Source organism: Pseudomonas nitroreducens TX1 (assembly GCF_000313755.1).
Classification (GTDB): Bacteria; Pseudomonadota; Gammaproteobacteria; order Pseudomonadales; family Pseudomonadaceae; genus Pseudomonas; species Pseudomonas nitroreducens_A.
The window spans coordinates 26,320-50,919 of record NZ_AMZB01000114.1 but is presented as its reverse complement, the minus strand read 5'-3'; the positions used below and the strand labels follow the sequence as shown (position 1 = coordinate 50,919).

General features: G+C 66.3%; 28 protein-coding genes and 1 pseudogene. 17 read left to right on the top strand and 12 right to left on the bottom strand.

What is annotated here, in order from left to right; all coding sequences use genetic code 11:
• Positions 1-258: 258 nt before the first annotated feature.
• Together C167_RS0115375 and C167_RS0115370 are read right to left on the bottom strand one after the other, a co-directional pair.
• Positions 259-2,196 (bottom strand): tyrosine-protein phosphatase, encoded by a 1,938-nt coding sequence (locus C167_RS0115375; RefSeq protein WP_017519168.1) that lies wholly within the window; start codon positions 2,194-2,196, stop codon positions 259-261.
• 213 nt (positions 2,197-2,409) lie between these two features.
• A complete protein-coding gene (locus C167_RS0115370) occupies positions 2,410-2,811 on the bottom strand; it encodes a GFA family protein (protein WP_017519167.1) in 402 nt (133 codons plus the stop codon).
• Between the two features lie 310 nt (positions 2,812-3,121).
• On the opposite strand from C167_RS0115370, the gene C167_RS0115365 reads away from it, so the two are divergent.
• Positions 3,122-4,336 carry an MFS transporter gene (locus C167_RS0115365; RefSeq protein WP_017519166.1) on the top strand — a complete coding sequence of 405 codons (1,215 nt, stop codon included), beginning with the start codon at positions 3,122-3,124 and terminating at the stop codon, positions 4,334-4,336.
• 28 nt (positions 4,337-4,364) lie between these two features.
• Here C167_RS0115365 and C167_RS0115360 read toward each other — a convergent pair whose 3' ends face one another.
• Together C167_RS0115360 and C167_RS0115355 are read right to left on the bottom strand one after the other, a co-directional pair.
• Positions 4,365-4,856 carry a DinB family protein gene (locus C167_RS0115360; protein ID WP_017519165.1) on the bottom strand — a complete coding sequence of 164 codons (492 nt, stop codon included), beginning with the start codon at positions 4,854-4,856 and terminating at the stop codon, positions 4,365-4,367.
• A gap of 106 nt (positions 4,857-4,962) precedes the next feature.
• Positions 4,963-5,328: a hypothetical protein gene (locus C167_RS0115355; RefSeq protein WP_017519164.1), complete on the bottom strand. Its 366-nt coding sequence runs from the start codon at positions 5,326-5,328 to the stop codon at positions 4,963-4,965.
• A gap of 98 nt (positions 5,329-5,426) precedes the next feature.
• Here C167_RS0115355 and C167_RS34515 point away from each other — a divergent pair, with 98 nt between their 5' ends.
• The 5 genes from C167_RS34515 (at position 5,427) to C167_RS0115335 (ending at position 7,791) form a co-directional block, all read left to right on the top strand.
• Complete coding sequence (locus C167_RS34515; protein ID WP_157791846.1) at positions 5,427-5,810, top strand: hypothetical protein; 384 nt, start codon at positions 5,427-5,429, stop codon at positions 5,808-5,810.
• A gap of 66 nt (positions 5,811-5,876) precedes the next feature.
• A complete protein-coding gene (locus C167_RS0115350; RefSeq protein WP_017519163.1) occupies positions 5,877-6,464 on the top strand; it encodes a hypothetical protein in 588 nt (195 codons plus the stop codon).
• A complete protein-coding gene (locus tag C167_RS0115345) occupies positions 6,461-6,856 on the top strand; it encodes a hypothetical protein (RefSeq protein WP_017519162.1) in 396 nt (131 codons plus the stop codon). Before C167_RS0115350 ends, C167_RS0115345 begins: the two co-directional genes overlap by 4 nt.
• 38 nt (positions 6,857-6,894) lie before the next feature.
• Positions 6,895-7,218, top strand: a complete 324-nt coding sequence (locus C167_RS0115340; RefSeq protein ID WP_017519161.1) for a hypothetical protein — start codon at positions 6,895-6,897, stop codon at positions 7,216-7,218.
• Positions 7,219-7,275: 57 nt separating this feature from the next.
• Positions 7,276-7,791 (top strand): hypothetical protein, encoded by a 516-nt coding sequence (locus tag C167_RS0115335; protein ID WP_017519160.1) that lies wholly within the window; start codon positions 7,276-7,278, stop codon positions 7,789-7,791.
• A gap of 33 nt (positions 7,792-7,824) precedes the next feature.
• On the opposite strand, the gene C167_RS0115330 is transcribed toward C167_RS0115335, so the two are convergent.
• Both C167_RS0115330 and C167_RS0115325 read right to left on the bottom strand, forming a co-directional pair.
• The gene (locus C167_RS0115330; RefSeq protein ID WP_017519159.1) at positions 7,825-8,583 is read right to left on the bottom strand and encodes a class I SAM-dependent methyltransferase; all 759 of its coding nucleotides are present in this window, start codon (positions 8,581-8,583) and stop codon (positions 7,825-7,827) included.
• Between the two features lie 116 nt (positions 8,584-8,699).
• Positions 8,700-9,449: an SDR family NAD(P)-dependent oxidoreductase gene (locus C167_RS0115325; RefSeq protein ID WP_026079079.1), complete on the bottom strand. Its 750-nt coding sequence runs from the start codon at positions 9,447-9,449 to the stop codon at positions 8,700-8,702.
• A 174-nt stretch (positions 9,450-9,623) separates the two neighbouring features.
• Here C167_RS0115325 and C167_RS0115320 point away from each other — a divergent pair, with 174 nt between their 5' ends.
• Positions 9,624-10,529 carry a LysR family transcriptional regulator gene (locus C167_RS0115320; protein WP_017519157.1) on the top strand — a complete coding sequence of 302 codons (906 nt, stop codon included), beginning with the start codon at positions 9,624-9,626 and terminating at the stop codon, positions 10,527-10,529.
• Positions 10,530-10,533: 4 nt separating this feature from the next.
• On the opposite strand, the gene C167_RS0115315 is transcribed toward C167_RS0115320, so the two are convergent.
• Entirely contained in the window at positions 10,534-11,478 is a 945-nt protein-coding gene (locus C167_RS0115315) for a Dyp-type peroxidase (RefSeq protein ID WP_026079078.1), read from the bottom strand.
• Between the two features lie 146 nt (positions 11,479-11,624).
• Between C167_RS0115315 and C167_RS0115310 the strand changes: the two genes are divergently transcribed.
• Positions 11,625-12,314 (top strand): GNAT family N-acetyltransferase, encoded by a 690-nt coding sequence (locus C167_RS0115310; RefSeq protein ID WP_017519155.1) that lies wholly within the window; start codon positions 11,625-11,627, stop codon positions 12,312-12,314.
• Between the two features lie 18 nt (positions 12,315-12,332).
• On the opposite strand, the gene C167_RS0115305 is transcribed toward C167_RS0115310, so the two are convergent.
• Positions 12,333-13,226 (bottom strand): DMT family transporter, encoded by an 894-nt coding sequence (locus C167_RS0115305; RefSeq protein WP_017519154.1) that lies wholly within the window; start codon positions 13,224-13,226, stop codon positions 12,333-12,335.
• Positions 13,227-13,414: 188 nt separating this feature from the next.
• On the opposite strand from C167_RS0115305, the gene C167_RS0115300 reads away from it, so the two are divergent.
• The 5 genes from C167_RS0115300 to C167_RS0115280 all read left to right on the top strand — a co-directional run bounded on the left by C167_RS0115300 (position 13,415) and on the right by C167_RS0115280 (position 18,447).
• On the top strand, positions 13,415-14,326 hold the full coding sequence (locus C167_RS0115300) for a LysR family transcriptional regulator (RefSeq protein ID WP_026079076.1): 912 nt from the start codon (positions 13,415-13,417) through the stop codon (positions 14,324-14,326).
• Positions 14,323-15,225 (top strand): LysR family transcriptional regulator, encoded by a 903-nt coding sequence (locus C167_RS0115295; RefSeq protein WP_026079075.1) that lies wholly within the window; start codon positions 14,323-14,325, stop codon positions 15,223-15,225. The genes C167_RS0115300 and C167_RS0115295 overlap by 4 nt, the downstream gene beginning before the upstream one ends.
• A gap of 279 nt (positions 15,226-15,504) precedes the next feature.
• Positions 15,505-16,128, top strand: a complete 624-nt coding sequence (locus C167_RS0115290) for a glutathione S-transferase family protein (protein ID WP_017519151.1) — start codon at positions 15,505-15,507, stop codon at positions 16,126-16,128.
• A 54-nt stretch (positions 16,129-16,182) separates the two neighbouring features.
• Positions 16,183-18,219 (top strand): pyridoxamine 5'-phosphate oxidase family protein, encoded by a 2,037-nt coding sequence (locus tag C167_RS0115285; protein WP_017519150.1) that lies wholly within the window; start codon positions 16,183-16,185, stop codon positions 18,217-18,219.
• 15 nt (positions 18,220-18,234) lie between these two features.
• Positions 18,235-18,447 (top strand): hypothetical protein, encoded by a 213-nt coding sequence (locus C167_RS0115280; protein WP_017519149.1) that lies wholly within the window; start codon positions 18,235-18,237, stop codon positions 18,445-18,447.
• A 33-nt stretch (positions 18,448-18,480) separates the two neighbouring features.
• On the opposite strand, the gene C167_RS0115275 is transcribed toward C167_RS0115280, so the two are convergent.
• Both C167_RS0115275 and C167_RS32620 read right to left on the bottom strand, forming a co-directional pair.
• Positions 18,481-18,735, bottom strand: coding sequence for a hypothetical protein (locus C167_RS0115275; RefSeq protein ID WP_017519148.1), 255 nt, complete (start codon positions 18,733-18,735; stop codon positions 18,481-18,483).
• Positions 18,736-18,915: 180 nt separating this feature from the next.
• Positions 18,916-19,086: pseudogene (locus tag C167_RS32620) on the bottom strand (VOC family protein); the annotation flags it as partial.
• Positions 19,087-19,215: 129 nt separating this feature from the next.
• On the opposite strand from C167_RS32620, the gene C167_RS0115265 reads away from it, so the two are divergent.
• From C167_RS0115265 to C167_RS0115255, 3 genes are all read left to right on the top strand, one after another.
• On the top strand, positions 19,216-19,998 hold the full coding sequence (locus C167_RS0115265; protein ID WP_017519146.1) for an AraC family transcriptional regulator: 783 nt from the start codon (positions 19,216-19,218) through the stop codon (positions 19,996-19,998).
• A gap of 95 nt (positions 19,999-20,093) precedes the next feature.
• Positions 20,094-20,693 (top strand): NAD(P)H-binding protein, encoded by a 600-nt coding sequence (locus C167_RS0115260; RefSeq protein WP_017519145.1) that lies wholly within the window; start codon positions 20,094-20,096, stop codon positions 20,691-20,693.
• A 4-nt stretch (positions 20,694-20,697) separates the two neighbouring features.
• Positions 20,698-21,033, top strand: a complete 336-nt coding sequence (locus tag C167_RS0115255) for a hypothetical protein (protein ID WP_017519144.1) — start codon at positions 20,698-20,700, stop codon at positions 21,031-21,033.
• Positions 21,034-21,091: 58 nt separating this feature from the next.
• Here the strand turns inward: C167_RS0115255 and fabF are convergent, their stop codons facing one another.
• Positions 21,092-22,363: a beta-ketoacyl-ACP synthase II gene (gene fabF / locus C167_RS0115250; RefSeq protein ID WP_026079074.1), complete on the bottom strand. Its 1,272-nt coding sequence runs from the start codon at positions 22,361-22,363 to the stop codon at positions 21,092-21,094.
• Between the two features lie 111 nt (positions 22,364-22,474).
• On the opposite strand from fabF, the gene C167_RS0115245 reads away from it, so the two are divergent.
• Positions 22,475-22,969, top strand: a complete 495-nt coding sequence (locus C167_RS0115245; protein ID WP_017519142.1) for a winged helix-turn-helix transcriptional regulator — start codon at positions 22,475-22,477, stop codon at positions 22,967-22,969.
• A 45-nt stretch (positions 22,970-23,014) separates the two neighbouring features.
• Here the strand turns inward: C167_RS0115245 and hemN are convergent, their stop codons facing one another.
• On the bottom strand, positions 23,015-24,412 hold the full coding sequence (hemN, locus tag C167_RS0115240) for an oxygen-independent coproporphyrinogen III oxidase (RefSeq protein ID WP_017519141.1): 1,398 nt from the start codon (positions 24,410-24,412) through the stop codon (positions 23,015-23,017).
• Positions 24,413-24,600: the final 188 nt, after the last annotated feature.

The following is a 24,600-nucleotide window of genomic DNA, read 5'->3' as shown; positions in this document are numbered from 1 at the left end:
TCAGCCGGCACCCAACCAGTCCCCTCTCCCGCAAGCGGGAGAGGGGACCGTACGGCGCAGCCTGAAACCTTGACGTCAGCAGGCACGGGCAGCTCGCGTAGCCAGGGCTGGGGGAGAGGGAGAATCGCAGGCACGACCTCACAAGGAGACCATTGCCCCTACGCAACCCGCTATTTCCGCACCACCACGGCCTGCGCTGTGAAAGCAAACGGCCCGGCGCGCGGAACGCGGCGGGCCGTCTGCCCATGGCGATGCCGATCAGAATTGGTAGCTGGCCTTCAGGCTACCGCTGGCACCATGGCTGCCGCTGCCACCCAGCGCGCCAACCTCGGCACCGACACTGAAGTCGCCCTGGCTGGCGGTCAGGCTGAAGGCGCCGCTGAACTGGTCGCGGTTATCGAAGGCGGCACGCTGGGAGACGTCCAGGCCCAGCAACTGGCCTTCGCTATCGACCTTGTAGTCGCCCAGTGCATGGTCGTAACCGACTTCCAGCGCCGGCACCATCTGCCAGCCACCGCCCAGTTCTGCTGCGGCGAACGAGGCCTTGAGGTTGGCGTAGGCGCTGCGGCGGTTCTCGCTGATGTCGTCGACGTCCAGCGCCAACTCGCTGCCCTTCTCCTGGAAGCCATCCAGGTCCAGGTGGCTGTAGCGCAAGCCGACGCTCGGTTCCAGGGTCACGGTGGATACCGCCGTGCGATAGCCCAGCGCAATGCTGCCGCCACTGAGATTGCCGCTGGTGTCGCCCTTGGCCTTGCCCAGGCCGCCTCCGATGTCGCGCTTGCTGTCGTAGTCGAGCCAGCCGTAGCTGAGGTCGGCGTCGACGAACAGCCCTTGCTCCAGGCTGTCGAAGGCGAAGCGCGCACCGCCCCGAACGAAGGTCAGGTCGGTATCCACGTCACCTCCGGCGCCGCCGACGCTGCCCTTGCTGTAGCCGAAACCGGCATTGCCGCTGAGCTGGTCGGAGAAGCGCTGGGTCACGCCGATCAGCATGCCCTGGGTGTGCTCGTTGCTGCTTTCGGCATTGGAGGTGGCGGCGTTGCCCTGATAGCCAGCCAGCGCGGTGGTCCACAGGCGGGTCTGCCCGGCCTTCAGGTCGACGCCGCTGGCATAAGGCGCGGCGGCCTTGTCAATCAGCGCATCCTGGCGCAGCAGGTAGCTGGCCGCGTCGGCATGCACCTGGCCACCGACGGTGGACTCGACGCCGCCGAGGGTGCCGGCGTCGATGGCCGATTGCAGGTAGTAGTTGTAGGCGGTGTAGTTGCCGGACAGGCTACTGTTCTGCAGCTGGGTCAGCAGCCGGGCACCGGCGGCGGCGTTGCCGGAGAGGCCTTCGACGCCTGGCAGGGCGCTGTAGTAGACCATCTTGCCGCGCAGCACGTAGATGGTTTCCTGGGACAGGCCGAGCCCGTGCTTGAGGTAATTGTCCATCGTGCCGTATTCGGCGGTCACTTCGTCCAGGCCGGCCTGCAGGAAGCTGGCCTGTACACCCAGCAGCGGCTCGTAGATGGCCGCCATGCTCGCCGGCAGCATCGCCAGCGTCGCCTTGATCCGCGCGGCGGTGTAGTCGTTGGTGGCCAGGTAGTTGTCCATGATGGTCTGGCTGTCCACGCCGGCGATGCTCAACAGCACGGCGGCGGTCCAGCCGGTGCGATCCTTGCCAGCGGTGCAGTGGAACAGCGCGGCGCCGTCGGCGGCAGCCAGTTCGTTGAACAGCGTGGCGAACTGGCTGCGCATACCGGCGTCGTTGACGAAGGCGCGGTTGGTCTGCTCCATCATGGCCACGGCTTGCGCGGCGCTGGTGAACGAAATGCTGGTGATGTCGGCACCGGAGGTGGTGCTGCCGATGATGTCGATGTTCTGGTAGGTCGCGCCGGCCGGCAGGGTGTCCGGCGTGGCGGCGATTTCACTCGGGGTGCGCAGGTCGAACACGTCGCCGATGCCGAGGGTGTCAAGCACCGCCAGGTCCGTGCCTCTGGGGGTCAGCGCGTTGGATCGGTAGAACACCCCGGAGCGCATCACGCCGTCGTTGCGGGTCGTGTACGCGGTGGTGGTGCCGGCAATGTCGCGGAAGTTGTCGATGCCGGCCAGGTGCGGCGTGTCCAGGCTGTAGGTCTCGGCCGCGTTGGCGCAGGCGATGGACAGGCTGAGCAGGGACAGGCCGAGGGTGGATGCGGAAAGCAGAGCGCGATGAAACACGATGTAGCCTCTTTGAGCTTGTTGGCGGGGCTACTATCGGTGGCGCACGGGACCCGAATGTGACAGTCACGCGCCCCACGTAAATGGGCGCGCGATCTGTCCATGGCCTGCGCTTTCTGTCCATCAAGACAAGCCGCTCAGGGCGTATGACCCGGAGCGGGTTGCCGGCCACCATTGCGGATAAGGCCTCGGGCGTTATTCGCCCTACGGCGGTCAATCGTCGTGCGGGCTGCTGGATTCGCGGTCGTGCTCATAGCGATGACGCATCGGGAAAGCCGGTAGCCAGGCTTCGCGCCGGCAGATCCACAGCTCGTAGGTGGGCTGGAACTGGTCCACTGCATCCAGCGCGCCGAGGCTCACCTCGATTTCGTCGCCGCTACGGCCGAACACCGAGGAACCGCAACGCGGGCAGAAGCAGCGGCCCTTGTACTCCCGGGACTCACCGTCGATCCGCACGGCGTCCTCGGAGAAGATCGCCGAAGAGTGGAACAGCGCGCCGTGGTGCTTGCGGCAATCCAGGCAATGACAGATGCCGACCCGGTTGGGTTGGCCGCTGATCTCGATACGCAGGTCGCCGCACAGGCAGCCTCCGGTGACCTTGTCCGTGTTGTCCATGTTCATGCCTCCTGATGTATAGGGCGCGGGGATTCCCTCTCCCTGCCCCTCGCTGCGCGCCCCGCTCCGAAGAGAGGGCTGGGGGAGCGTGGCGGGTTGATCTCCGGACTTTCCGGCATCTGCTGCGTTCGACTTGCCAGGCCGGCACGCACTCCGCCGAACCGACACACGGCCGATTTGGCCGTTTCGCGATATTCGTCGTCCGGATCGCGTGAGACAGCCGTCGCTGCCACGCCTAGCATAGGCATCCCCAACATGAAGAGCCCGGCGCGCCCTGCCCGCGCGTCCTACCTTGCTGCCCCGGAGTCCCATGTCTACCACCGCTTCCCCCCTGGCCACGCCGTCGGTGGCCGCCCAGGCCAGCCCGCTGGTCATGCGCGTGATCGGCGCGTGCGCCCTCGCCCACCTGACCAACGACCTGATCCAGGCCGTGCTGCCGTCGATCTACCCGGTGCTCAAGACCAACTACGGCCTGAGCTTCACCCAGGTCGGCCTGATCACCCTGACCTTCCAGCTGACCGCCTCGCTGCTGCAGCCCTGGGTCGGCTACCACACCGACCGCCACCCCAAACCCTGGCTCGCGCCACTGGGCAGCGTCTGCACGCTGATCGGCATCCTCATGCTGGCCTTCGTCGGCAGCTTCCATGCGATCCTCCTGGCCTCGGCGCTGGTGGGCATCGGCTCCTCGACCTTCCACCCGGAAACCTCGCGCATCGCGCGGCTGGCTTCCGGCGGGCGCTACGGGCTGGCGCAGTCCACCTTCCAGGTCGGCGGCAACGCCGGCAGCGCCTTCGGCCCGCTATTGGCGGCAGCCATCATCATTCCGTACGGTCAAGGCAACGTGGCGTACTTCGGCCTGTTCGCGGTGTTCCTCGTCGGCGTGCTCTGGGGCCTGAGCCGCTGGTACAGCCACCACCTCAACCTGTTCAAGCTGAAAGCCGGCGGCGTGGCCACCCACGGATTGTCCAAGGGCCGCGTGACCGCCTCGCTGGTGGTACTGGCGCTGCTGGTGTTCTCCAAGTACTTCTACATGGCCAGCTTCACCAGCTACTACACCTTCTACCTGATCGAGAAGTTCGACCTCTCGGTGGCCAGCTCGCAGCTCTACCTGTTCGGTTTCCTCGGCGCGGTGGCGGCCGGCACCTTCTTCGGCGGCCCGGTGGGCGACCGCATCGGCCGCAAGGCGGTGATCTGGTTCTCCATCCTTGGCGTCACGCCCTTCACCCTGGCGCTGCCCTACGTCGACCTGTTCTGGACCAGCATCCTGAGCCTGGTGATCGGCTTCATCCTGGCCTCGGCCTTCTCCGCCATCGTGGTATACGCCCAGGAACTGGTGCCGGGTAACGTCGGCATGATCGCCGGGGTGTTCTTCGGTCTGATGTTCGGCTTCGGCGGCATCGGCGCGGCCTTCCTCGGCCACCTGGCCGACATCCATGGCATCGAGTACGTCTACAAGCTGTGCTCCTACCTGCCACTGCTGGGCTGCCTGACCATCCTGCTGCCGTCCACCAGGAAAAAGGCCTGACCCTTCCTGCCGCGGGGCCGCAGAGCCCTCAACCCTCGCGGCGCTCCGGCTGGGTGGCGTGCACGAACACCGTGTAGGTGTCGGCCGGGTGCGCCACGCCAGCCTGGTCCAGCGCGCGGGCGATGGAGCCGCGGTGGTAGGTCGCGTGGTTGAGGATGTGGAAGAACATCTCTTCGCGCGTCAGGCTGCCGTTGCGGCCATCGGTGAAGCGGAAGCGGATGACCTCCCGCGCCCGCTCCGCCGTCAGCGCGGCGAGTTGTTCGACGTACCACTGACCGGAAACCAGCAGGCGCTCGCGCAGCTCATCGAGGCCGGGAACTGCCTCGGTATTGGTGGCCGGGTGCGGGTCTGCCGCGCCGCTCAGGCGCGCCCGGAACAGGTCCTCGACTATCGCCATGTGGTTGAGCTGCTGGAGTGCGAAGGCGTACTCCTCCGGGAAGCGCCCGGGGTCAATCTGGGCGACGGCGTCCAGCGTTCGGCGGTCCGACCAGCATTTGTAGGCGAAGGTCTGGGTCAGCATCGCAATTCCTTGTCTGCGGCTGTTGAAGACAAAGGCGGCACTGTAGCGCATCCGGGGCTTGGGTTGTGCCAGCCCAGCGGCCATCAACGCTCCCCGTTGGCAGGGGTCAGGCGATTCCCGAGCCCTGCGACGAAGCCACTCGCTTGCCCAGCGGCGTTCTGCCGAAACCATCGGCGGCAATGGTCTGTTGCGCCGGCGCTTGCAAGTTTGCCCGCATACCCAACGGCGTCCTGCTGAAGCCGTCTTCGGCAAGGGTTTCCTGCTCCGGCGCTGCCGAATCCACGCGCATCCCCAGGGGCGTTCTGCTGAAACCGTCTTGCGCCAGTTGCGGTACGGTGTTCTTGTCGGCCAACGGCGTCAGTTGAAAGCAGACGGCGCCGGAGCATCCTGCTTCGGCAGCAGCATTGGCGTGCACTGCAACGCCAGCCAGCGAGAAGACAACGGCGGTTACGAAGGTTTTCAGGTTTTTCATGGCATCGATCCTCAAGGGGGCTAGGGGAAACAGCGCATCGGAGCGAGACACATCGCACTGCAGAGCCTTGGGGTGCGTGTCGTGCCGAGGAGCTGTTGGTGCTCATTAAGAGCCCTTGGGGTATCTGCAACGTGTCGAAGAACGGCCACCGCCGTCTCGGCGAATGTCTGCACGGCCGCCAGATACACTGGAATACAGAGGCGCCTCGAACGCCTCGGGTCAGGGCCTTGGCCGGCAAGTCCAGCCTCGGTATTGCCATCGCCAACGCCTTTGCCCGCGCTTTGCTGCCCGAATCGGCGCAAGCACTCTGCGGCCAGCACGAAGGAACCTGCACAACCACCCAGACCTGTTCTCCTGCAAGCGGGATGGCAACTGACATCTCGGCGGATCAACAACTGGAAGATTTCCAGCTCCGGAAAGTTCGCTGCCGTCCGTCACAGAAATCCTACCCTCAGGTTGACCATCAAATTTCGCGCCATTAGATTCGTCCCTTCCTCGCCGGGGTGCCCTGTGCCCTGGCGATCACGACGGCAAAGGAATGTCCGGTTATGTTCAAGCCCCTCAGGCCCTGGCTGCCTGCCTTACTGCTTTGCAGCCCGCTCGCCGCGCAAGCGGAAGGTCCCTCTGGCGATTTCTGGCTGATTCACCAGCAGGGCAGCCTCTACAAGAACGAAATCTTCGTGGTCGATGGCGACCCCGCCAATATCTACGACCGCAAGAACGGCGTGCGCTCGCTGGGCGTCTATCAGTTCTACGAGGAAGGCGCCAAGCCGACCTTCACCGCCTATGACGTCGAGGTCGATTGCGCGAAGAACCGCGTGCGTCTCAACGGCGCGCAGAACTACGACAAGTTCTACAACGACATCCGTCAGAAGAAAGTCTCCAAGGAGTGGCAGAAGAAGCCCGAAGCCTGGATCGCCCAGAGCCGTGACTTCCTCTGCAAGCCTGACGCCCACGTCGAGCAGAAGATGTACCCGCTGGGCAAGATGCCCACTGCGCAGTTGGTCTCGGCCGCGCCCGGCCTGTTCCAGCTGCGCAATCGCGAGCACGCCAAGGATCTGATCCTGCAGATGGTCGACAAGGGCTTCGAGCAGATGCCCGTGAAGAACGCACCCGCCAAGGAGGGCGTGCAATGAAAGGTCTACTCGCGCTGGGGATGATCGCCATCCTGCTCGGCGGCTGTTCCGCCATTCCCACCCTGCCCGAGGCACAGGCCCGCAGCTACTGGAAGGGTCGCCCGGCCGGCGACGCCATCGACCACTTCGGCGCGCCCAGCGATATCGCCCTGGCGCCTGAGAACGACTGGGTCGTGCTGATCTATCGCCGCGACACCTCATACACCTCGCGGGAAGCGCTGGGCACCTACACCGGCCCGCAGAACGGCCAGCTGGTGCACACCGAGTACTGGGGCGACGTAGTCCACTCGGCAAGCTGCGAAATCCGCGTCGCCATCAACCGCGCCCGGCAGGTGGATTACCTGCTGACCCGCGGCAATTGCGGCGGTATCCCGCTGCGGCCGCAAGCCTGAGCCCAGACTTCCCCCGCCCTCAAGGACGAGACAAAACCATGCAAAGCATGAGCTACCTGGCGAAAGCCACCCTTGCGCTGCTTGGCCTGCTGGCCATCGGCCCGCAGGCCTTTGCCGAAGAGGTAAAGGTGACGGAGCTGCTGCGCAGCGGCTATGAAGTGAAGGCGGCCTACGTGGCGCCGGGCCGGATCACCCAGATCCACTTCCTGATCCTGCAGAAAGGCACGTCGGTCTATCAGTGCGCCACCTATGAGAACGGCGCGCCGCTGCAGCGCTACTACAACTACTCCAACACCTACTCCTGTTCGGCGGTCGGCGACTGGGTCCTGCAGAACGGGGCGATGCCCAACGCCGGTCAGTGATCGCCAGAAGGTCAGCATCGGCGATGCTGACCGGATACCTCTTTTCCAAGGATGACCATGAAACTGCGTCTGCTACCCGCCGGCCTGCTGCTGGCCTGCACCCTTTCCCACGCCGCCGACCAACCAGCAGTCCCCAAGCCCCTCGAAGAGCAGGTCAGCCGCCTGGTGGAGCTGTACAAGGACAGCTTCGCCACCGGCTATCCCGAAGCCACCCATGTGCAGACCCTGAAGGCAGGTGACCACGAGTTCATCCTGGCGGTGTTCACCATCGAAGGCTTCGACATGGGCAACAACTACAACCAGTACCTCGCGGTGTTTTCCTCGACACCCAACGAGGAAGGCCAGGAGCATTACAGCCTGCTCGACGCGATGCAGATCGGCGGCGGTGGCTGGCGCTCCATCGAGAAGCTGGACGCCCGGCTGGTGGCCGATCCGACGGGCAAGCGCACCCTGATCGACATCCCGGTGATGGAGAACAGCGAGGACGACGGCCCGAACTTCCCCAGCCGCGCCGGCGTGATCCACCTGTCCCTGGAAGGCTCGCAGACGCCCCGTCTGATCGAGCAGAACTGATACGCCGCCCGACGCCGGGAGAGAGTCGGACGATCACACGCAGCCGATCCGCATAGTGATCGGCCAACAGACGCGGTGCCGCACAGCCGGGTCGCCCCAGCGTTCGGCCATGTCGGTAGCAAAGGTCTGCAGCAGGTGCTCCTGCCCAGCCTCGCGCGCGCTGCGCAGCGCCGACCAGGTGGAGACGTAGCCGAGGAACTCCTCCAGGCTCCACTCCAAGCGAATGGCGATCGGTGGCCCCGCAAACTCGGCGAACGGGAAGTCGATGGTGGCGTAGCCGCTGTCCACCAACTTGCGTTCGGCAGGCCAGTAGGGGCCGATTTCCTGCCAGTAGAACTGTTCGAAACGCTCGCCCAGCGTGCCATCCAGATGCAGCACGCCATAGCTGATCAGCGCCAGGATCGCGTTGGGCCCGGCGATCCGCCGCACCTCGGCGTAGAACCTCGGCAGGTCGAACCAGTGCGCGGCCTGCGCGGCGGTGATCAGGCTGGCGCTGCGGGAGGGCAGCGGGAGTTCTTCGGCCGGGGCGCAGGCATAGTTGAGGTTCTCTTGCGGTGCCGCGTGCGCGATCTGGTCGGCGCTGGGGTCGAAGCCGACCACGGCAGTGAAGTGCTCGGCCAGTTGCCGTGTCAGCTGGCCGCTGCCGCAACCGACATCGACCGCGAGCGCCCGGTCGGGCGCCATTGAAGCCAGGTAGGCGGCCAGCTCTGCCGGATACTCGGGACGGAAGCGCGCATAGGCTTGCCCGCCCTGGTCGAACCAGTTGCGCAGGTCGGCAGACGGGGAATTCATGATGGGCGGCTCCTGTCCTGACGGTTTCTGGCATGACTGTACTGGGCAAACCAGCATTCAGGCCAGAGCCACGCCGACCGATGCAGGGCTTGCGCCCTGCCCGGTCCCTTGCGCGGTCAGACCTGTGCCATACCGCCGTCGACGAACAGCTCGATGCCGTTGATGAAGCTGGCCGATTCCGAGGCCAGGAAAGCCACTGCCTTGCCGATCTCACGAGGCTCGCCCAGTCGACCCAGCGGCACCTGGCTGGCCAGCGCATCGAACAGGCCCTGGCGCGCCTCTTCGGGCACCAGGTCGCCGAGACCGGGAGTGCGCACCGGGCCAGGGCTGACCACGTTGACGCGGATGCCGCGGTCCTTCAGGTCCAGCGCCCAGGAGCGGGCGAAGTTACGCACGGCGGCCTTGCTCGCGCTGTAGACGCTGAAGTTGGCGGTGCCCTGGATCGACGTGGTGGACGAGGTGAGGATCACCGACGCGCCATCGGTCAGCAGCGGCAGCGCCTTCTGCACGGTGAACAGCACGCCGCGCACGTTGGTTCCGAAGATGCGATCGAAATGCTCCTCGGTAATCGCGCCCAACGGCAGCATGTCGCCACCGCCGGCGTTGGCGAAGAGGATGTCCAGGCGGCCGGCGGTCCTGGCGATCTGCGCATACACCGCATCGAGGTCGGCGAGCACCGAGGCGTCCGCGCGGATCGCAGTGGCGGCCGGGCCGATGGCTTCCACGGCGGCATCCAGTTCAGCCTGGCGGCGGCCGGTGATGAACACCCGGGCGCCTTGCGCAGCGAGTTCCTGTGCAGCGCCAAGGCCGATGCCGCTGCTGCCGCCGGTGACCAGTGCAACCTTACCAGTGAGGGATTTGTTCATGATGAGCTCCAAAGCTTTCCGAGTTGAGGGTTCTGCCTCCTGTCCGGCGTGTGGCGCGGCTTTGCGGTGAGGCATGGCGCTACTCTAGGGCTCTGCGATTAATTGAAAAAGCGCATACAATGGAATGACTATTCATAGCCATGGATAATCAGGCGATCCCTCAGAGGAGTTCCTATGGATCAGCTCCAGGCCATTCGCGCATTCGCCCGCGTGGTGGAAGCCGGCAACTTCACCCGCGCCGCCGACTCGCTGGACATGCCCAACGCTACCCTCAGCAAGCTGGTCCAGGAGCTGGAGGCGCACCTGGGCGTGCGCCTGTTGCAGCGCACCACGCGGCGCGTCACGGTGACGCCCGAAGGCCAGGACTATTACGCCAAGGCCACGCGCGTGCTGCGTGACCTGGAGGACATCGATTCGACCTTCAACATCGCCCGCAGCAAGCCACGCGGGCACCTGCGCATCGATGTGGGCGGCTCCACCGCGCGGGACGTGCTGGTGCCGCTGTTGGCGGATTTTCTCGCGCGTTATCCGGACATCCGCATCGACCTGGGGGTCTCCGACCGCTCGGTGGACCTGATCGGCGACAACGTCGATTGCGTGATCCGTGGCGGCGCGCTGGACGCCTCATCGCTGGTGGCGCGCGGCATCGGCCAGGCAACCATGGTCACTTGTGCCTCGCCCGAGTACCTGCGCCACAACGGCGTCCCCGCGTACCCCGAAGAGCTGCGCAATGGCCACCGGCTGGTCAGCTACCTGTCGCCACAGAACGGCCGGGCAGTGCCGTTGCGCTTCGAGCGCGACGGCGAACGCAGCGAGCTGAAACTCGAGCACCGCATCGGCGTCAACGAAAGCAACGCACACCTGGCCGCCTGCGTTGCAGGCCTGGGCATCATCCAGACCTTCTCCTACGCTGCCGGCGCCGCCCTGCGCGACGGCACGCTGGTGGAGATTCTGGCGGACTGGCGCCCGTCGCCCTACCCCTTCCATGTCGTCTACCCGCACAACCGCTACGTCACACATCGTCTGCGGGTGTTCATCGACTGGCTGGTGGAGTGTTTCCCGGCCAGGGTTGCCGGCTGAGCCCTCAGGGCTGCCTGTCGGCCAGCGTCTCCAGCAGTTCCGCCGACGGTACGAAGAACAGGCTGCCGGTCACCGCCTTGCTGTAGTCCAGCAGGCGGTCATAGTTGCCGGCCGGGCGACCGATGAACATGTTTTCCAGCATTTCCTCGACCGGCGCTGGCGAGCGCGCATAGCCGATGAAATAGGTGCCGAACTCTCCGGCGCCGGGTCGGCCGAACGGCATGTTGTCGCGCAGGATCTTCACCTCCTGGCCGTCCCTCTCAAGGGTGGTCAGCGAGCTGTGCGAACAACTGGGCTTCACCTCGTCAGCCAGTTCGATGTCGGCCAGTTTGGTGCGCCCGATGATGCGCTCCTGGGCTTCGGTGGAGAGCCGATTCCAGCCGGTCATATCGTGCAGGTACTTCTGCACCAGCACATAACTGCCGCCGGCAAACGCCGAGTCCTCTTCGCCGATTAAAGTGAAGTGAGGAATCTCGCGGCCTTCCGGGTTCTCGGTACCGTCGACGAAGCCGATGATGCTGCGCATGTCGAAGTAACGGAAACCCTGCACCTCATCGACCACCGTGACCGCATCGCCCAGGCGCGCGACCAGTTGCGTTGCCAGCTCGAAGCAGAGGTCCATCTGCTCCGCGCGGATGTGCAGCAGCAGGTCGCCCGGCGTGGATACCGCGACGCGCTCGCCGCTGCCGATCTCGCGGAAGGCATGCAGGGATGCCGGCCGCGGAGCGCCGAACAACGCATCCCAGGCCGCTGAACCGAAACCCACCACACAGGAAAGGTTACCCGTCGGCACGCGCTTGCCGACCGAGCGCACCAGGGCGGCGACGTCCTCGCAGAGCGCGCGCAGCGGGCTCCAGTCCTTGCCCGGCGCCAGGGTCGCGACCAGGAAAATTGCGCTGCGGGTGATGGGGCTGTCGACCGCCTGGGGTTCGGGGAATTCGTTGAGCATATCGTCCATGCGCCGCCTGCGAAGTGAGTATCCGGATATCAAAGCAGATCGCCAGCCAGCGTGACAACGAACCATGCGCACAAGGAAGGTTACAATGCCGCCATCGCCACCCCGACCGAATGGGGCCATCCCGGAGCCAGTTGCAGATGTTCACCCTCGCCAGCCTCGACGCCTCTCCCCCCGAATCCCTGAAGAGCCAGGTGCTGCAGATGGTCGTGGACTATTTCAGCGATATCAGCCCAGTGCCGCTGACGCCGAGCAATCCGCTGTTCCAGTTGTACCAGTATGTGATCGGTTATGAGGTGCACCTGTATCTGCAGGCCATGGACAGCACCCGGGACAGCACGGCGCGCCTGATCCTCGCCCTGGACGATGAAGACCCGTCGCAGGTACTGGGCTTTGCCCTCTACCTGCCGAGCGCGGACGATGCCCTGGCATGTACCCTCGCCTACCTTGCGGTCCGGGCCAGCCATCGCCGGCAAGGGATCGGCCGGGCCCTGCTGCAGCGCATGCTCGACCACCGCCCCCACGCCGAACTGGCTTGCGCGGCTGGCAAGGTGCCGGTCTTTGAGGCACTGGGCTTCAGGGTGTTGGCGGCGCAGGGCCCGCACGTCCTGATGAACACCCGCGACCAGCGCTCGGACGGCATGGTGGCGGTGCAGGACCTGGCGCCGATTTACCAGTCCAAGGAAGTGCGGCAGATCCACACCTACCTGGTGCAGCAGAACGGCAGCAAGGCGATGCGCGAGGCCGAAAAGAAGCGCGACCGCCTGCTCGACCAGATGACCTGGCAGGCTGCAGAGCTGGTCAGGGAGCGCCGACCCACTCTCCACTGAAACCGGGGCACGGCCCCTTCAGGCGCGCCGGCCTGTCGGCCTGATCGAGTAGAGCCCCGCCAGCAGGATCAGCAGCGCTCCTGTGATCGTCCACAGGGTTGGCGCCTCGCCGAAGACGAAAAGGCCGATCAGCGTGGCGAACGCCAGCAGCGAATAGTTGAACGGCTGCAGCGTCGAAGCCTGGGCGTACTTCAGCGCCTGGATCAGCAGCAGTTGGGCGACCACACCCGAGACGGCGACGATCGACATCAGCACTGCCTCAGGGGGCGTCGGTGTGACCCAGGCGGGAATCCCCGCGCTGGTGACCGCCACGGCGCCCACCATCGCCATGTACAGCGTGGTAGTGGCGAAGGAATCGGTCTGGCCGATGCGCCGGGTAAGGATGTTGAAGAAGGCGAACGTCAGCGCCGCCGCCAAAGGGATCAGCGCGGCGGGCTCGAACACACCCCTGCCCGGACGCAGGATCAGCAAGGTACCGCCCAAGCCCACCAGGGCCGCCAACCATTGCCGTCCCACCATTCGTTCGCCAAGGATCAGCCGCGCCAGTCCCAGTGTCATCAACGGGAACACCGCGTAGAGCGCGTGCGTCTCGGCCAGGCCCAGGTGGCGCAGGGCAATGCCGAACAGTGCGATCTCGCCCACGCCGAGCAGTGCGCGGACGATCTGCAAGGCGGGGCTGGCGCTATGCCTGGCTCGCCGCAACCCGCCCTGCAAGTGACAAACGAGCAGCGCGAACAACACGAACACCCAGTAGCGCACCATCACCAGTTCGCTCACCGGCAGGTGGCGCACCAGCACCTTGGTGATGCCGTCCTGGCAGGCGAAGATGAACATCGACAACAGGCAGAGGGCGATGCCGAGACGCGAACTGTTGGCGGCGGCCAGCGCGTTGGCCGTGGTCTTGCTGGTCATGGAAAAGGCTCGTGGCAGTTGCGGCGCCCTGCCGGACACCTCACAGGCTTGTGCAGCAGAGCGCCGTACGCGGTCAAGCCACAGGGCGCTGGCAAGCACGCCGATGTCGTCCGCAAGCCTCGGCACTTCAATCCGACGCCGCTTCCCTCTACAGTCTGGCGACCCGCTCAAGGCGACAACGGTGATCCATGGACAGGTTTCAGGAAATGACAGTGCTGCTGGCGGTGGCCGAGGCCGGTAATTTCGCCGCAGGCGCCAAACAGCTGGGCCTGTCGCCGCCCAGCGTGACCCGTGCCATCGCCGCGCTGGAGCAACGCCTGGGCACCCTGCTGCTGGCCCGCAGCACGCGCAGCGTGCGGCTGACCGAGGCTGGCCAGCGTTATGTCGAGGACTGCCGGCGCATCCTGCAGGAACTGGAGGAAGCCGAGGAACTGGCCTCCGGTAGCGCCCTGCGACCGCGCGGCAACCTGACGGTGACCGCCCCCGTGCTGTTCGGCGAGCTGTACCTGATCCCGCTGATCGCCAGCTACCTGGACGCCCATGCCGAGGTGACCGTCAACGCGCTGCTGGTGGACCGTGTGGTGAACATGCTCGACGAGGGCATCGACGTCGCCGTGCGCATCGGCCGGTTGCCCGAGGGCAGCCTGACCGCGCTGAAGGTCGGCGAGATCCGCCCGGTGGTCTGCGCGTCGCCCGACTTCCTCGACCGTCATGGGCGCCCTCGACATCCCGAGGAACTTCTCGACGCGCCGGTGGTGATGGCCACCACCAGCGTGCTGCTGACCGACTGGCAGTTCCTCACCCCGGAAGGGCCGTTGACACTGCGCCCACCGTCACGCTTCGCGGTCAGCTCGAACAATGCGGCGATCCATGCGGCGCGTCTGGGCTGGGGCTTTACCCGCGTGCTCTCGTACCAGGCCGCCGAGGCCGTGGCGCGCGGCGAGCTGGAAATCGTCCTCGACGCATTCTCCACGGCGCCGCTGCCGATCCACCTGCTCTACCAGGACGCCACGCGGCTGCCGGCCAAGGTGCGCAGCTTCGTCACGCATTGCGCGGAACGCCTGCGCGCCGACCCGGCCCTGCAGCCCGCGAAGCCGTGAACCGCTTCCGCGAAATTCAGGCATTCGATGCCGTCGCACGCTCCGGCAGCCTCGCTGGGGGGGCTCGGCAACTGGGGCTATCCACCGCGACGGTGATGCGCCTGGTGGCCGCGCTGGAGTTCCGCCTGCAATGCGAACTGCTGCTGCGCGGCCCACGCGGAGTCGAGTTGAACGCAAGCGGCGAAGCATTTGCCGCCAGTTGCCAGCGGATTCTCGAGGGCATCGCTGAGGCGGAGCATTCGCTTGGCGGCCTGCAGGCGCATCCGGCCGGGCCGCTCAGCCTTTCCCTTCCGTTGCTGATGGCAGATCGGATCTTCGCGCCCATCGCGCTGGACTACCTGGCCGCTTTCCCCGAGATCCGCCTGGTCAGCCAGCACCGTGAAGACCTGCCGCGTCTGCTGGAAGACGGCATCGACGTGGCCCTGGTGATAGGCGCCCTGCCCGACTCCTCCGGCTTTGCCCTGCCGGTGGGCACGGTGCGGCCGGTGATCTGCGCATCGCCCGACTACCTCGCGCACCATGGCATGCCGCAGGCGCCGGAAGACCTCAAGGCGCACCGCATCATCGTCGCAGGCAGCCAGGGCGTGGTCAGCGAATGGCGCTTCCGCCATCAGGATTCGGCGCGTTCGGTGCGCCTGACACCGCGCCTGTCGTGCAGCACCGCCCACGCGGCGATCCGCGCGGCCAGCCTGGGGCTCGGGCTGACCCGCTGCATGAGCCACGAGGCGCATGCCGAGCTGAGCAGCGGGCGTCTGCAAGTGGTACTGCAGGATTACGCGGCGCCGGGGCTGCCGGTGCAACTGATCTACCGCGAAGGCCGTCGCGCAGCGGCGCGGGTGCGGACCTTCCTGGATTTCGTGGTGCCGCGCTTGCGGGCGCATCCGGCGTTGCGCGGTTAATTCGCGGCGTTCTGCGCGGTTCGCGAGCAAGCTCGCTCCTACAGGCTTGGTCCCCTGTTTCCATGTAGGAGCGAGCTTGCTCGCGAACCGCACGGCACCACTGGCGGCAAATGCCCCGCCCCACTCGCCGCTTCATTCTTCCGCATTCTGAAACGCTGGATTGCCCGTCCTGGCGATTCTGCACAACCCGCATCGGGCGCAGCATTCACCCATCAGCTCGAGCAACCCGCCACGGCCAGACTCGCGTTGCATGCCCACTCAAGCCAAGGAGCCACACTCATGTCGCACACCATCAAGCTCTACCGCCACCCGCTGTCCGGCCACGCCCATCGCATCGAGCTGATGCTCTCGCTGCTGCAATTGCCCAGCGAACTGATCTCGGTGGACCTCGCCAAGGGCGCGCACAAGCACCCGGACTTCCTCGCCCTCAACCCCTTCGGCCAGGTGCCGGTGATCGACGACGAAGGCGTCATCGTCGCCGACTCCAATGCCATCCTGGTCTACCTGGCGAAGAAGTACGGAAACGGCCGCTGGCTGCCGGAAGATCCGGTCGGCGCCGCCCGCGTGCAACGCTGGCTGTCGGTGGCCGCCGGCCAGGTTGCCTTCGGCCCCGCCGCCGCGCGGCTGATCACTGTATTCGGCGCCGCCTTCAACGCCGAAGAAGTCATCACCCGCGCCCACACCCTGTTCCAGGTGATGGAACGCGAGCTGGCCAGGACGCCCTTCCTCGCCGGCAGCGAGGCGACCATCGCCGACGTGTCCAATTACTCCTACATTTCCCATGCGCCGGAAGGCAACGTGTCCCTGCAGGAGTACCCGAACCTGCGCGCCTGGCTGGCCCGGGTGGAGGCGCTGCCGCATTTCGTACCGATGCAGCGCACGGCCATCGGCCTGCAAGCCTGATGCAACCTTCGCTGCCGGGGTGACCCGGCAGCCCCTTAGTCGCGAGGTGCCGCCATGTTCCAGTTGCCCAAACACCGTACCTCCCCCTGGCACGCCGGCGAGAAGGCGATCCAGGAGCGCGTTGGCGTCTCGGAGCGCATGGAGGTCCACGGCCAGAAAGTCATCCGCGACTACATGCCCGACCAGCATCGTGAGTTCTACCACCAGTTGCCGTTCATCATCGCCGGTGCCGTGGATGACCAGGGCCGACCCTGGGCGACCCTGCTCGAAGGCGCGGAGGGCTTCGTCACCTCGCCCGACCCGAAAAGCCTGCTGATCGACAGCGTGCCTGACAGCCAGGACCCCGCCGCCAGTGGTCTGCAAGCCGGCCACGCCATCGGCCTGCTGGGCATCGAACTGCATACCCGCCGGCGCAACCGCATGAATGGCGTCCTCAGCGAAGCGGACGGCGGCCTGCTGACGGTGGCCGTCGAGCACTCCTTCGGCAACTGCCCGCAGTACATCCAGAAACGCGATTGGAGCCGCGACGAACAGCGCTACAGCCAGCGTGCCCCGCGTGAGGACTTCAGCGGGCTGAACGAGGAGCTGGCCGCAATCATCCGCAACGCCGACACGTTCTTCGTCGCCAGCTACGTGCAGCACGAGGATGGCGAGCGGTCGGTGGACGTCTCCCATCGCGGCGGCCGGCCCGGCTTCGTCCGGGTCACCGGCAACCGCCTGACCATTCCCGACTACGCCGGCAACCTGCACTTCAACACCCTGGGTAACCTGCAGGCCAACCCGCAGGCCGGCCTGCTCTTCGTCGATTTCGTGAGCGGCGACGTGCTGCAGGTCCATGGCCGCAGCGAAATCCTCTTCGACAGCCCGCTGCTGACCGCCTTCGAAGGCGCCGAACGCCTGTGGACGCTGGACGTGCAACACGCTGTTCTGCGCCGTAACGCCCTGGCGCTGCGCTGGAGCTTCCGCGAATACTCGCCCACCAGCCTGATGACCGGCACCTGGGCCGAGGCGGACGCCAAACTGCAGGAACGCGAGCAGCGCCAGCAATGGCAGCGCTGGCAGGTGCTGCGTGTAGAGCCGGAAAGCGAAGACATCCGCTCCTTCTACCTGCAACCGCCAGCCGGAACTGTGGTGAACTTCGCGCCGGGCCAGCACCTGCCCGTGCGCCTGGCCACCGGCGACCAGGCGCTGATCCGCACCTACAGTCTTTCCAGCGCGCCGTCGGATGGCGCGCTGCGCATCAGCGTGAAGGCACAGGGCCCGGCATCCCGGCACCTGCATGAACAGATTGCTGTCGGCGATCACCTGCAGGTCCGCGCGCCCATGGGCAGCTTCACCCTGAAGAGCGACAGCGAGCGCCCGGTAGTGCTGATCGGCGCAGGCGTGGGCATCACCCCGCTGCTGTCGATGCTGCGCGAACTGGTGGCGGGCCCTGTGAGGCGCGTTGACCTGTTCCAGTCCGCGCGGACGCTGGGTCAGTTGCCATTCCAGCGGGAGATCGCCGAACTGCGCCAGCGCGCGCCGCAACTGCAGGTCCATCGCGCGCTCAGCCGTCCCGAACCAGAAGCCGAGCTGGGCCGCGACTTCGAACAGGTCGGACGCCTGGATATCGAGGTCATCAAGGCGCGGCTGCCGCTGGACGATTACGACTTCTATGTCTGCGGCCCCGGCGAATTCACCCAGGCGATCTACGACGGCCTGCGCGGGTTGAACATCGTCGATGCCCGCATCCACGCCGAGACCTTCGGTCCCTCGACGCTCAAGCGCCGGGGTGACGGACAGGCGCCGACGCTGGTGCAGCCGCCCGCCGCCACCGAGCCGGTGCCGGTGTACTTCGCAGGCTCCGCCAAGGAGGCGCGCTGGAAGCCCGGGAGCGGCACCCTGCTGGAACTGGCCGAGGCCCGGGGCCTTGCGCCCGACTTCAGCTGCCGCGGTGGCTCCTGTGGCACCTGCCGGACGAAGATCGTCAGCGGCCAGGTGCACTACCCCAACCCGCCGGCGGAACAGCCCGAAGCCGGCAGCGCATTGATCTGCTGCGCCATCCCGGCGCAGGACGACAGCGGCGTGCAACCGCTGGTGCTGGACCTCTAGGGAGGCGTATCGATCATGAACGCACTGACAGCATTCGAGAGCGGGAGCGAACGCTTCCCGCGTTGGGACGAGGAAGTCGTCGAAGCCGCACCCGGGCTCTGCGGGCCGAACGAGGCGGAAGTAGGCTTCCTGCTGCCGCAGCTGCTCTCCACGCCCGGCTGCCCGTCGCGCTCGCGCACCGTGGAGCTCGGCGCGGCAATCATTCGCTGGTTCAGACGCGCCGTGTAGGAGCGTCGTGCCCACGAGCGATGCCAGGAGGAATCAGTCCCCTTCGTCGAGACGCTCGACCCAACGCTCCGCTGCGTCATGAGACGCCTGGAAGGCTTCCTCATGGGACTCCCACGGGCCGATCACCACGTCCAGCGGCGAGACGCCGGCCGGCACCTTGGCCAGTGACAGCAGCACTTCTCCCACCTTGCCGGGAGCGATGTAGCGCGGCGACATCAACACGGCAATGCCCGTGGACGTCAGGTATTCACTGGGCGCCATGAACGGCGGCTCGACTGACTGCAGCATGTGATTCTCCCCCCGGCCCGCGAGTGGGCCTGTTCTGCTCTGGATTGGCAGTGGTGAGCGCGAAGTTCGGCCCCCACTGATTTCCTGACCCAGGGGAGCGCGCGACAGTTCCGGCAGCGAAAGCCCCAGTCGGAGGTAGCGGACAAACGGACGTGGCGGCGGGCAGGTCAAGGTGCGGTCTCAGTCCGCCGACCACTCCGCCAGCTCGTAGCCGTCCGGGTCGACGAAGTGGAAGCGGCGGCCACCGGGGAAGGCACAGGTCGCGCGGCTGATGCTGGCGCCGGCGATTACCAGGGGCGCCTGGGTCTGCACCAGGTCGTCGGCATGGAGGATCACCCGCGGGGCGCCTGGCAAGTCATATCGGCCGGACCCTACGGCAAGTTCCCGATGACCAGCGCGCCACACCTGTCGGCTGCGGGGCGATTGGCCATTTCACGCTGATTGACGAATAATCATCGCAACCCAGCCAGACTCGCCCTCATGCTCAATGTTCCCCTCGCCAGTGTCGACGATGTCGACCGCGCCGTGCTCGCCATTGGCACCGATTACCCGCTCGGCACGCTGCTGCAGCCCCATTCCCATCGCCGTGCGCAGTTCCTCTACGGCATGAGCGGGCTGATGGAGGTGGAGACCGAGGACGGTGCATGGGTGATCCCGCCCTACAGCGGCGTATGGATTCCTGCGGGCAAGCAGCATCGGGTACTGATGCGCGGGGTCAGCACGCGCAGCCTGTACATCGACCCGCGAGTGCCGGTACGCGAGACCACACAATGTCAGGCGCTGACCGTTTCGCCGCTGCTGCACCAGCTGCTGCTGGCAAGCGTGGAAGTGCCGGTGCTGCATGACGAACAGGGCCGTGACGGCGACCTGATCCGCCTTCTGCTCCACGAGCTGCGACAGGCACCGAGCCTGCCGCTGTTCGCTCCGCTGCCAGCGCATCCAGGACTGGCGCAGCTTTGCCGGGACTTCCTGCGCACCCCGGATATCGGCGTAACGGCGGACCTTTGGGCTGCCGAACTGCATTGCAGTACGCGAACCTTCAGCCGCCTGTTCCGCCAGCAGACCGGGCTTTCCTTCGGTGGTTGGCGCCAACAAGCCTGCCTGCTGGCTGCCGTCACCCGCCTCGCGGCGGGAAGTGCGGTCACCCGCGTGGCGCTGGAGCTGGGCTACGACAGCCCGAGCGCCTTCTCCAGCATGTTCCGCCGCAGCCTGGGCGTGGCACCCAGCAGCTATCAGGTTGCAAGAGCCAGCGCCGGGGCCTAGCACCGCTCAGGCAATTTGACGGAACCCCGACCCAGCTTGCTCCTTCGATATGCACATGGCGCATCCGCCGCACCACCACCGTTGCAGGAGTGACCATGCACAACCTGGAAACACCGACCCTGAAGCTGGGCCTGTTCCACCCTTTCGACAGCTTCGGCCAGGCGCTGATCGCTGGCGCCCTGCGCCGCCAGCAGGAAGTTACCGCGCTGCTGGACGACCTCAACCGCTTTCAGGCGCGCCCGGGCTTGCGCTGCAAGTTGGGCACGCTGGAATCCTCGATCTCGGTCAGCGAGGCGGTGGCCGGGCTCGACGTGATCTTCGCCTTCCTCGCCGATCAGCCACCGGAAAAACTGCCGCCGATCTGCGGTGCGCTGATCGATGGCGCGCTGCGCTCGGAAGTGCCGCGCCTGCTGCTGATCGGCCATTGGCGATGGCTGGTGGAGCCGGCCGACGCCGATGAAGAACAGCTCGCCGCCGGTCTTGCCCGCAGCCTGGAAGTGAGCGGGATCGACTGGACACTGGTGGAAGCGCCGCCAATGCCCGAGGGGCTGCGCATCGATGATTTCAGCCGGGCCGGCTCCGCCCCGGAGCCGGACACCACGCTGGCGCTCTCCTATGCCGAGGCGCTGCTCGACGAAATGCAGCTGAGCCTGCACAGCGGTCAATGCATGCGCCTGCGTAGCGGCGAGGAGTAACGTCATGTCCGGGCCCGATGCGCTCAGCCAATCCTTGGGCACCCTGCTTCTGGCACTGGCCTTCAGCGCCTTCATCCTCTTCGTGCGCGGCTACCGCCCGGCAGGCGTCAGTGCTCTCTGGTATGACCTGGTGCTGGTTTTCGTCGGCCTCTGGCTCGCGCTCTGGCCGGAGCTGGGTACCTTCCTCCGTCAGACAAGCCTGGATAGCGCCATGGGGCTGCTGGCGCAGGTACTCGCCACCTTGGTGGGCGGGATTCTCGGCGCGGGCGTCGCCTACGTGCTGCGGCGGACGATGCGCGAGAGCAAGGGCGCGGCGGAGCGTGCAAGACGCCCCCGTTGAGGCCCGCCGCCCGCCGATGGCCCGGCTTGCACCGGGCCGAGCGGCAAGGTGACTGCCGCTATGCGGACCAACGACGGAACAGCACGCTGGCGTTGACTCCGCCGAAGCCGAAACCATTGGACAGGGCAAAGTCCGTATCCAGCGCGCGCGGCTCTCCTGCCGCCATGTTGAGCCCTGCGGCCAAGGGGTCTGCGTGGATCAGGTTGAGCGTCGCCGGCGCCACCTGGTCCCGCAGCGCGAGGACGGTGAAGATCGCCTCGATCCCGCCGGCAGCCCCCAGCAGATGGCCCGTGGAGGATTTGGTGGCGCTGATGACAGGCGACGCCACGCCGGCGAAGACCGCCCTGATGGCCGCCAGCTCCGCCTTGTCGCCCACCGGGGTCGACGTGGCATGGGCGTTCAGGTGCCCCACCTGCTCCGGCGAGACCCCTGCCTGCTGCAAGGCCTGCCTCATCGCGCGCTGGGCGCCTTCGCCGTCTTCCGGGCCCGAGGTGATGTGGTGGGCGTCGGCGCTGGTGCCGTAGCCCACCAGTTCCGCCAGCGGGGTCGCCCCTCGCGCCAGGGCGTGTTCGAGTTCTTCGATGACCAGCAGCCCGGCGCCCTCGCTCATGACGAAACCTTCGCGCGCCTCATCGAAGGGCCTCGAGGCGGATGCGGGGCGGTCGTTGAATTCGCTGGCCAAGGTCCTGGCGGCGGCGAATCCGGCGAGGCTGACACGGTGGATGGCAGCCTCCGCTCCCCCACAGAGCGCCACGTCCACCTCGCCTGCCAGGATCATCCGCGCCGCATCGCCGATCGCCTGGACGCCCGCCGCGCAGGCGGTCACCGGCGCGCCGAGCGGCCCTTTGAGGCGATGGCGAATGGAGACCTGGCCGGCCGCCAGGTTGCACAGGAAGGACGGAATGGTGAAGGGCGACAGTCGGCGCGGGCCCTTGCTATCCGTGGTGCGCACGGCCTCAGCGATGGCCGGGAAGCCGCCGATGCCCGAGGCGATGATGGTGGCGGTGCGTTCCTGCTGGTGGGGCTGCTCAGGATGCCAGCCGGCCTGCGCCAGCGCTTCCTCGGCCGCTGCCAGGGCAAACAGGATGAAACGATCGACCTTGCGCTGCTCCTTAGCGGGCAGCACCCGATCAGGATCGAAACCACCTTGCGGGTCCTCGCCCAGGCCGGGCACCTGGCCGCCGATGCGCACCGGCAGGTCGCCAACCAGCTCCACCGGCAGTTCCCGAATGCCGGACCGGCCCGCCAGCAGACGCTCCCAGACCAGACCCACGCCACAACCCAGCGGCGTGACCGCCCCCATTCCCGTAACGACGATGCGCTTTTTCATGAAGACCTCATTCCTCTCGCGGTTTGGTACGATCTGGATGAAAGACGTTACTATCATAATGAAAGTAACAATCCATCTTCACGTTTTTTCAGACAGGAGCGAGCGACCTCGATGCAGCGCAAGACACTGTTGAATTCGGAATGCCCCGTGGCGCTGAGCCTTGAACATGTCGGCGAATGGTGGAGCCTGCTGATCATGCGCGACGCCCTGCAGGGCCTGCGTCGATTCGATGAGTTTTCCAGAAGCCTGGAAATCGCCCCGAACATGCTGACCCGTCGGCTCAACGCCCTGGTGGAAGCCGGGCTGCTGGAGAAACGCGCCTACAGCGTCCGGCCCTTGCGCCATGAATACGTCCCGACTGGACGAGGACGCGACCTGATCGGGGTGATTTTTGCCTTCATCGCGTGGGGCAACGAGCACTTCGCCCAGCGTGAAGACAGTGTCCGGGTAGTCGAGAAAGCCACGGGCAGGACCGTTAGACCGATGATGGTCGATGTCGAGTCGGGCAAAGTCGTGCCCTGGGAAGACTGCGAGGTGATCGCAGGCCCTGGCGCCAGCGACGAAATGCGCCAGAGGATCGCCGGGATCAGGGCCGGTCAGGAGTAAGCCAGCCCGCTCTCACAGCGGGCTGTTCCGACTGCGCGGACCGCATCAGATGGTGCGCGAGAAGCGCTCCTGCTGCGCGCCACCGAGGTAAGCATCGAAAGCCATCGCCACGCTGCGCATCATCAGCTGGCCCTGGGGCAGCAGCACCAGCGCGTCGTTGTGCAGCTCCACCAGGCCGTCGCCGACCTGCTCGCTCAGTTGCCGCAGCGAGCCCTCGAAGTAGTCGCCGAAACGGATGCCGTGGCGCTCTTCCAGCGGGGCGTAGTCCACGCGGCCATGGCACATCAGCGTGCTGATCACGTCGCGGCGCAGGCGGTCGTCGTCGGTCAGGCCGTAGCCCTTGTGCACCGGCAGCAGGCCTTCGTCGAGCCGCGCGTAATACTGCGACAGCTCCTTCACGTTCTGCCCGTAGGTATCGCCGACCTTGCTGATGGACGACACGCCCAGGGCGATCAGGTCGCAATCGGCATGGGTCGAATAACCCTGGAAGTTGCGCTGCAGGGTACCGTTGCTGCGAGCCACCGTGAGCTCGTCGTCGGGCAACGCGAAGTGGTCCATGCCGATGTAGACATAGCCCGCCTCGGTCAATCGCTGGATGGTCAGTTCCAGCAGTTCCAGCTTGCGCTCCGGCGGTGGCATATCCTCGCGGCGGATCAGCCGCTGCGCGCGCACCCGCTCGGGCAGGTGCGCATAGCTGTAGGCGGCGATGCGGTCGGGGCGCAGGGCGATGATCTTCGCCAGCGTCGTGTCGAAGCTCGCCACGGTCTGCAGCGGCAGCCCGTAGATCAGGTCCACCGACACCGACTTGAACTTCGCCTCGCGGGCAGCCTGCACCAGGTCGAAGACCTGTTGTTCGCTCTGCACACGGTTGACCGCCTGCTGCACCTGCTCGTCGAAATCCTGCACGCCGAAGCTCAGGCGGTTGAAGCCCTGGGCGCGCAGCTCGGCGATGCGCTCGCGGCTGATGGTGCGCGGGTCGACCTCGATGGAGAACTCGTGGGCGTCGCTTTCATCGAGGTTGAAGTGCTGGCGCAGGCTGTCCATCACCTCACCCAACTGCTCGCTGGTCAGGTAGGTTGGAGTGCCGCCGCCCAGGTGCAGCTGGGTGAGTTTGCGGGTGCCGTCGAACAGCTCGGCCTGCATGGCAATCTCGCGCTTGAGGTAGTCCAGGTATTCCACGGCGCGGTGGGTCTTCTGGGTGATGATCTTGTTGCAGGCGCAGTAGTAGCAGAGGCTCCTGCAGAACGGGATATGGATGTACACCGAGAGCGGCTTGGCCGGGCTCCCGTCGGCGGGATGGTTGCTGCGCCGGGCGGCCGCGCGGTAGTCGTCGGCGGCGAACGCGCCATGGAACTGCGGCGCGGTGGGATAGGAGGTATAGCGCGGGCCGGGACGGTCGTACTTCTCCACCAGCGCGCGGTTGAAACTCATCGATTCGGGCATGACACGGGCTCCTGAGGCGCTGGCAGTCTGACGCTGCGAGTCGCGCGGCAACCTTACAGCTGTCCCCGACCCCACGCCCTGCGCAGGATCAAGACTTCCTTCCAGTCAGGCATAGCGCTGCACTCATGCGGTGGCAACCGACAGCCGGCACGGATTCAAGAATCGTTGCGGCGGATGGTGGAGATAAA

What these genes read in the sequence shown, in the direction of transcription:
- C167_RS0115370 (WP_017519167.1), bottom strand. Translation starts at nt 2,811, where the DNA reads ATGGACAACACGGACAAGGTCACCGGAGGCTGCCTGTGCGGCGACCTG.
- C167_RS0115365 (WP_017519166.1), top strand. Translation starts at nt 3,122, where the DNA reads ATGTCTACCACCGCTTCCCCCCTGGCCACGCCGTCGGTGGCCGCCCAG.
- C167_RS0115360 (WP_017519165.1), bottom strand. Translation starts at nt 4,856, where the DNA reads ATGCTGACCCAGACCTTCGCCTACAAATGCTGGTCGGACCGCCGAACG.
- C167_RS0115355 (WP_017519164.1), bottom strand. Translation starts at nt 5,328, where the DNA reads ATGAAAAACCTGAAAACCTTCGTAACCGCCGTTGTCTTCTCGCTGGCT.
- C167_RS0115350 (WP_017519163.1), top strand. Translation starts at nt 5,877, where the DNA reads ATGTTCAAGCCCCTCAGGCCCTGGCTGCCTGCCTTACTGCTTTGCAGC.
- C167_RS0115345 (WP_017519162.1), top strand. Translation starts at nt 6,461, where the DNA reads ATGAAAGGTCTACTCGCGCTGGGGATGATCGCCATCCTGCTCGGCGGC.
- C167_RS0115340 (WP_017519161.1), top strand. Translation starts at nt 6,895, where the DNA reads ATGCAAAGCATGAGCTACCTGGCGAAAGCCACCCTTGCGCTGCTTGGC.
- C167_RS0115335 (WP_017519160.1), top strand. Translation starts at nt 7,276, where the DNA reads ATGAAACTGCGTCTGCTACCCGCCGGCCTGCTGCTGGCCTGCACCCTT.
- C167_RS0115330 (WP_017519159.1), bottom strand. Translation starts at nt 8,583, where the DNA reads ATGAATTCCCCGTCTGCCGACCTGCGCAACTGGTTCGACCAGGGCGGG.
- C167_RS0115325 (WP_026079079.1), bottom strand. Translation starts at nt 9,449, where the DNA reads ATGAACAAATCCCTCACTGGTAAGGTTGCACTGGTCACCGGCGGCAGC.
- C167_RS0115320 (WP_017519157.1), top strand. Translation starts at nt 9,624, where the DNA reads ATGGATCAGCTCCAGGCCATTCGCGCATTCGCCCGCGTGGTGGAAGCC.
- C167_RS0115315 (WP_026079078.1), bottom strand. Translation starts at nt 11,478, where the DNA reads ATGCTCAACGAATTCCCCGAACCCCAGGCGGTCGACAGCCCCATCACC.
- C167_RS0115310 (WP_017519155.1), top strand. Translation starts at nt 11,625, where the DNA reads ATGTTCACCCTCGCCAGCCTCGACGCCTCTCCCCCCGAATCCCTGAAG.
- C167_RS0115305 (WP_017519154.1), bottom strand. Translation starts at nt 13,226, where the DNA reads ATGACCAGCAAGACCACGGCCAACGCGCTGGCCGCCGCCAACAGTTCG.
- C167_RS0115300 (WP_026079076.1), top strand. Translation starts at nt 13,415, where the DNA reads ATGGACAGGTTTCAGGAAATGACAGTGCTGCTGGCGGTGGCCGAGGCC.
- C167_RS0115290 (WP_017519151.1), top strand. Translation starts at nt 15,505, where the DNA reads ATGTCGCACACCATCAAGCTCTACCGCCACCCGCTGTCCGGCCACGCC.
- C167_RS0115285 (WP_017519150.1), top strand. Translation starts at nt 16,183, where the DNA reads ATGTTCCAGTTGCCCAAACACCGTACCTCCCCCTGGCACGCCGGCGAG.
- C167_RS0115280 (WP_017519149.1), top strand. Translation starts at nt 18,235, where the DNA reads ATGAACGCACTGACAGCATTCGAGAGCGGGAGCGAACGCTTCCCGCGT.
- C167_RS0115275 (WP_017519148.1), bottom strand. Translation starts at nt 18,735, where the DNA reads ATGCTGCAGTCAGTCGAGCCGCCGTTCATGGCGCCCAGTGAATACCTG.
- C167_RS0115265 (WP_017519146.1), top strand. Translation starts at nt 19,216, where the DNA reads ATGCTCAATGTTCCCCTCGCCAGTGTCGACGATGTCGACCGCGCCGTG.
- C167_RS0115260 (WP_017519145.1), top strand. Translation starts at nt 20,094, where the DNA reads ATGCACAACCTGGAAACACCGACCCTGAAGCTGGGCCTGTTCCACCCT.
- C167_RS0115255 (WP_017519144.1), top strand. Translation starts at nt 20,698, where the DNA reads ATGTCCGGGCCCGATGCGCTCAGCCAATCCTTGGGCACCCTGCTTCTG.
- fabF (WP_026079074.1), bottom strand. Translation starts at nt 22,363, where the DNA reads ATGAAAAAGCGCATCGTCGTTACGGGAATGGGGGCGGTCACGCCGCTG.
- C167_RS0115245 (WP_017519142.1), top strand. Translation starts at nt 22,475, where the DNA reads ATGCAGCGCAAGACACTGTTGAATTCGGAATGCCCCGTGGCGCTGAGC.
- hemN (WP_017519141.1), bottom strand. Translation starts at nt 24,412, where the DNA reads ATGCCCGAATCGATGAGTTTCAACCGCGCGCTGGTGGAGAAGTACGAC.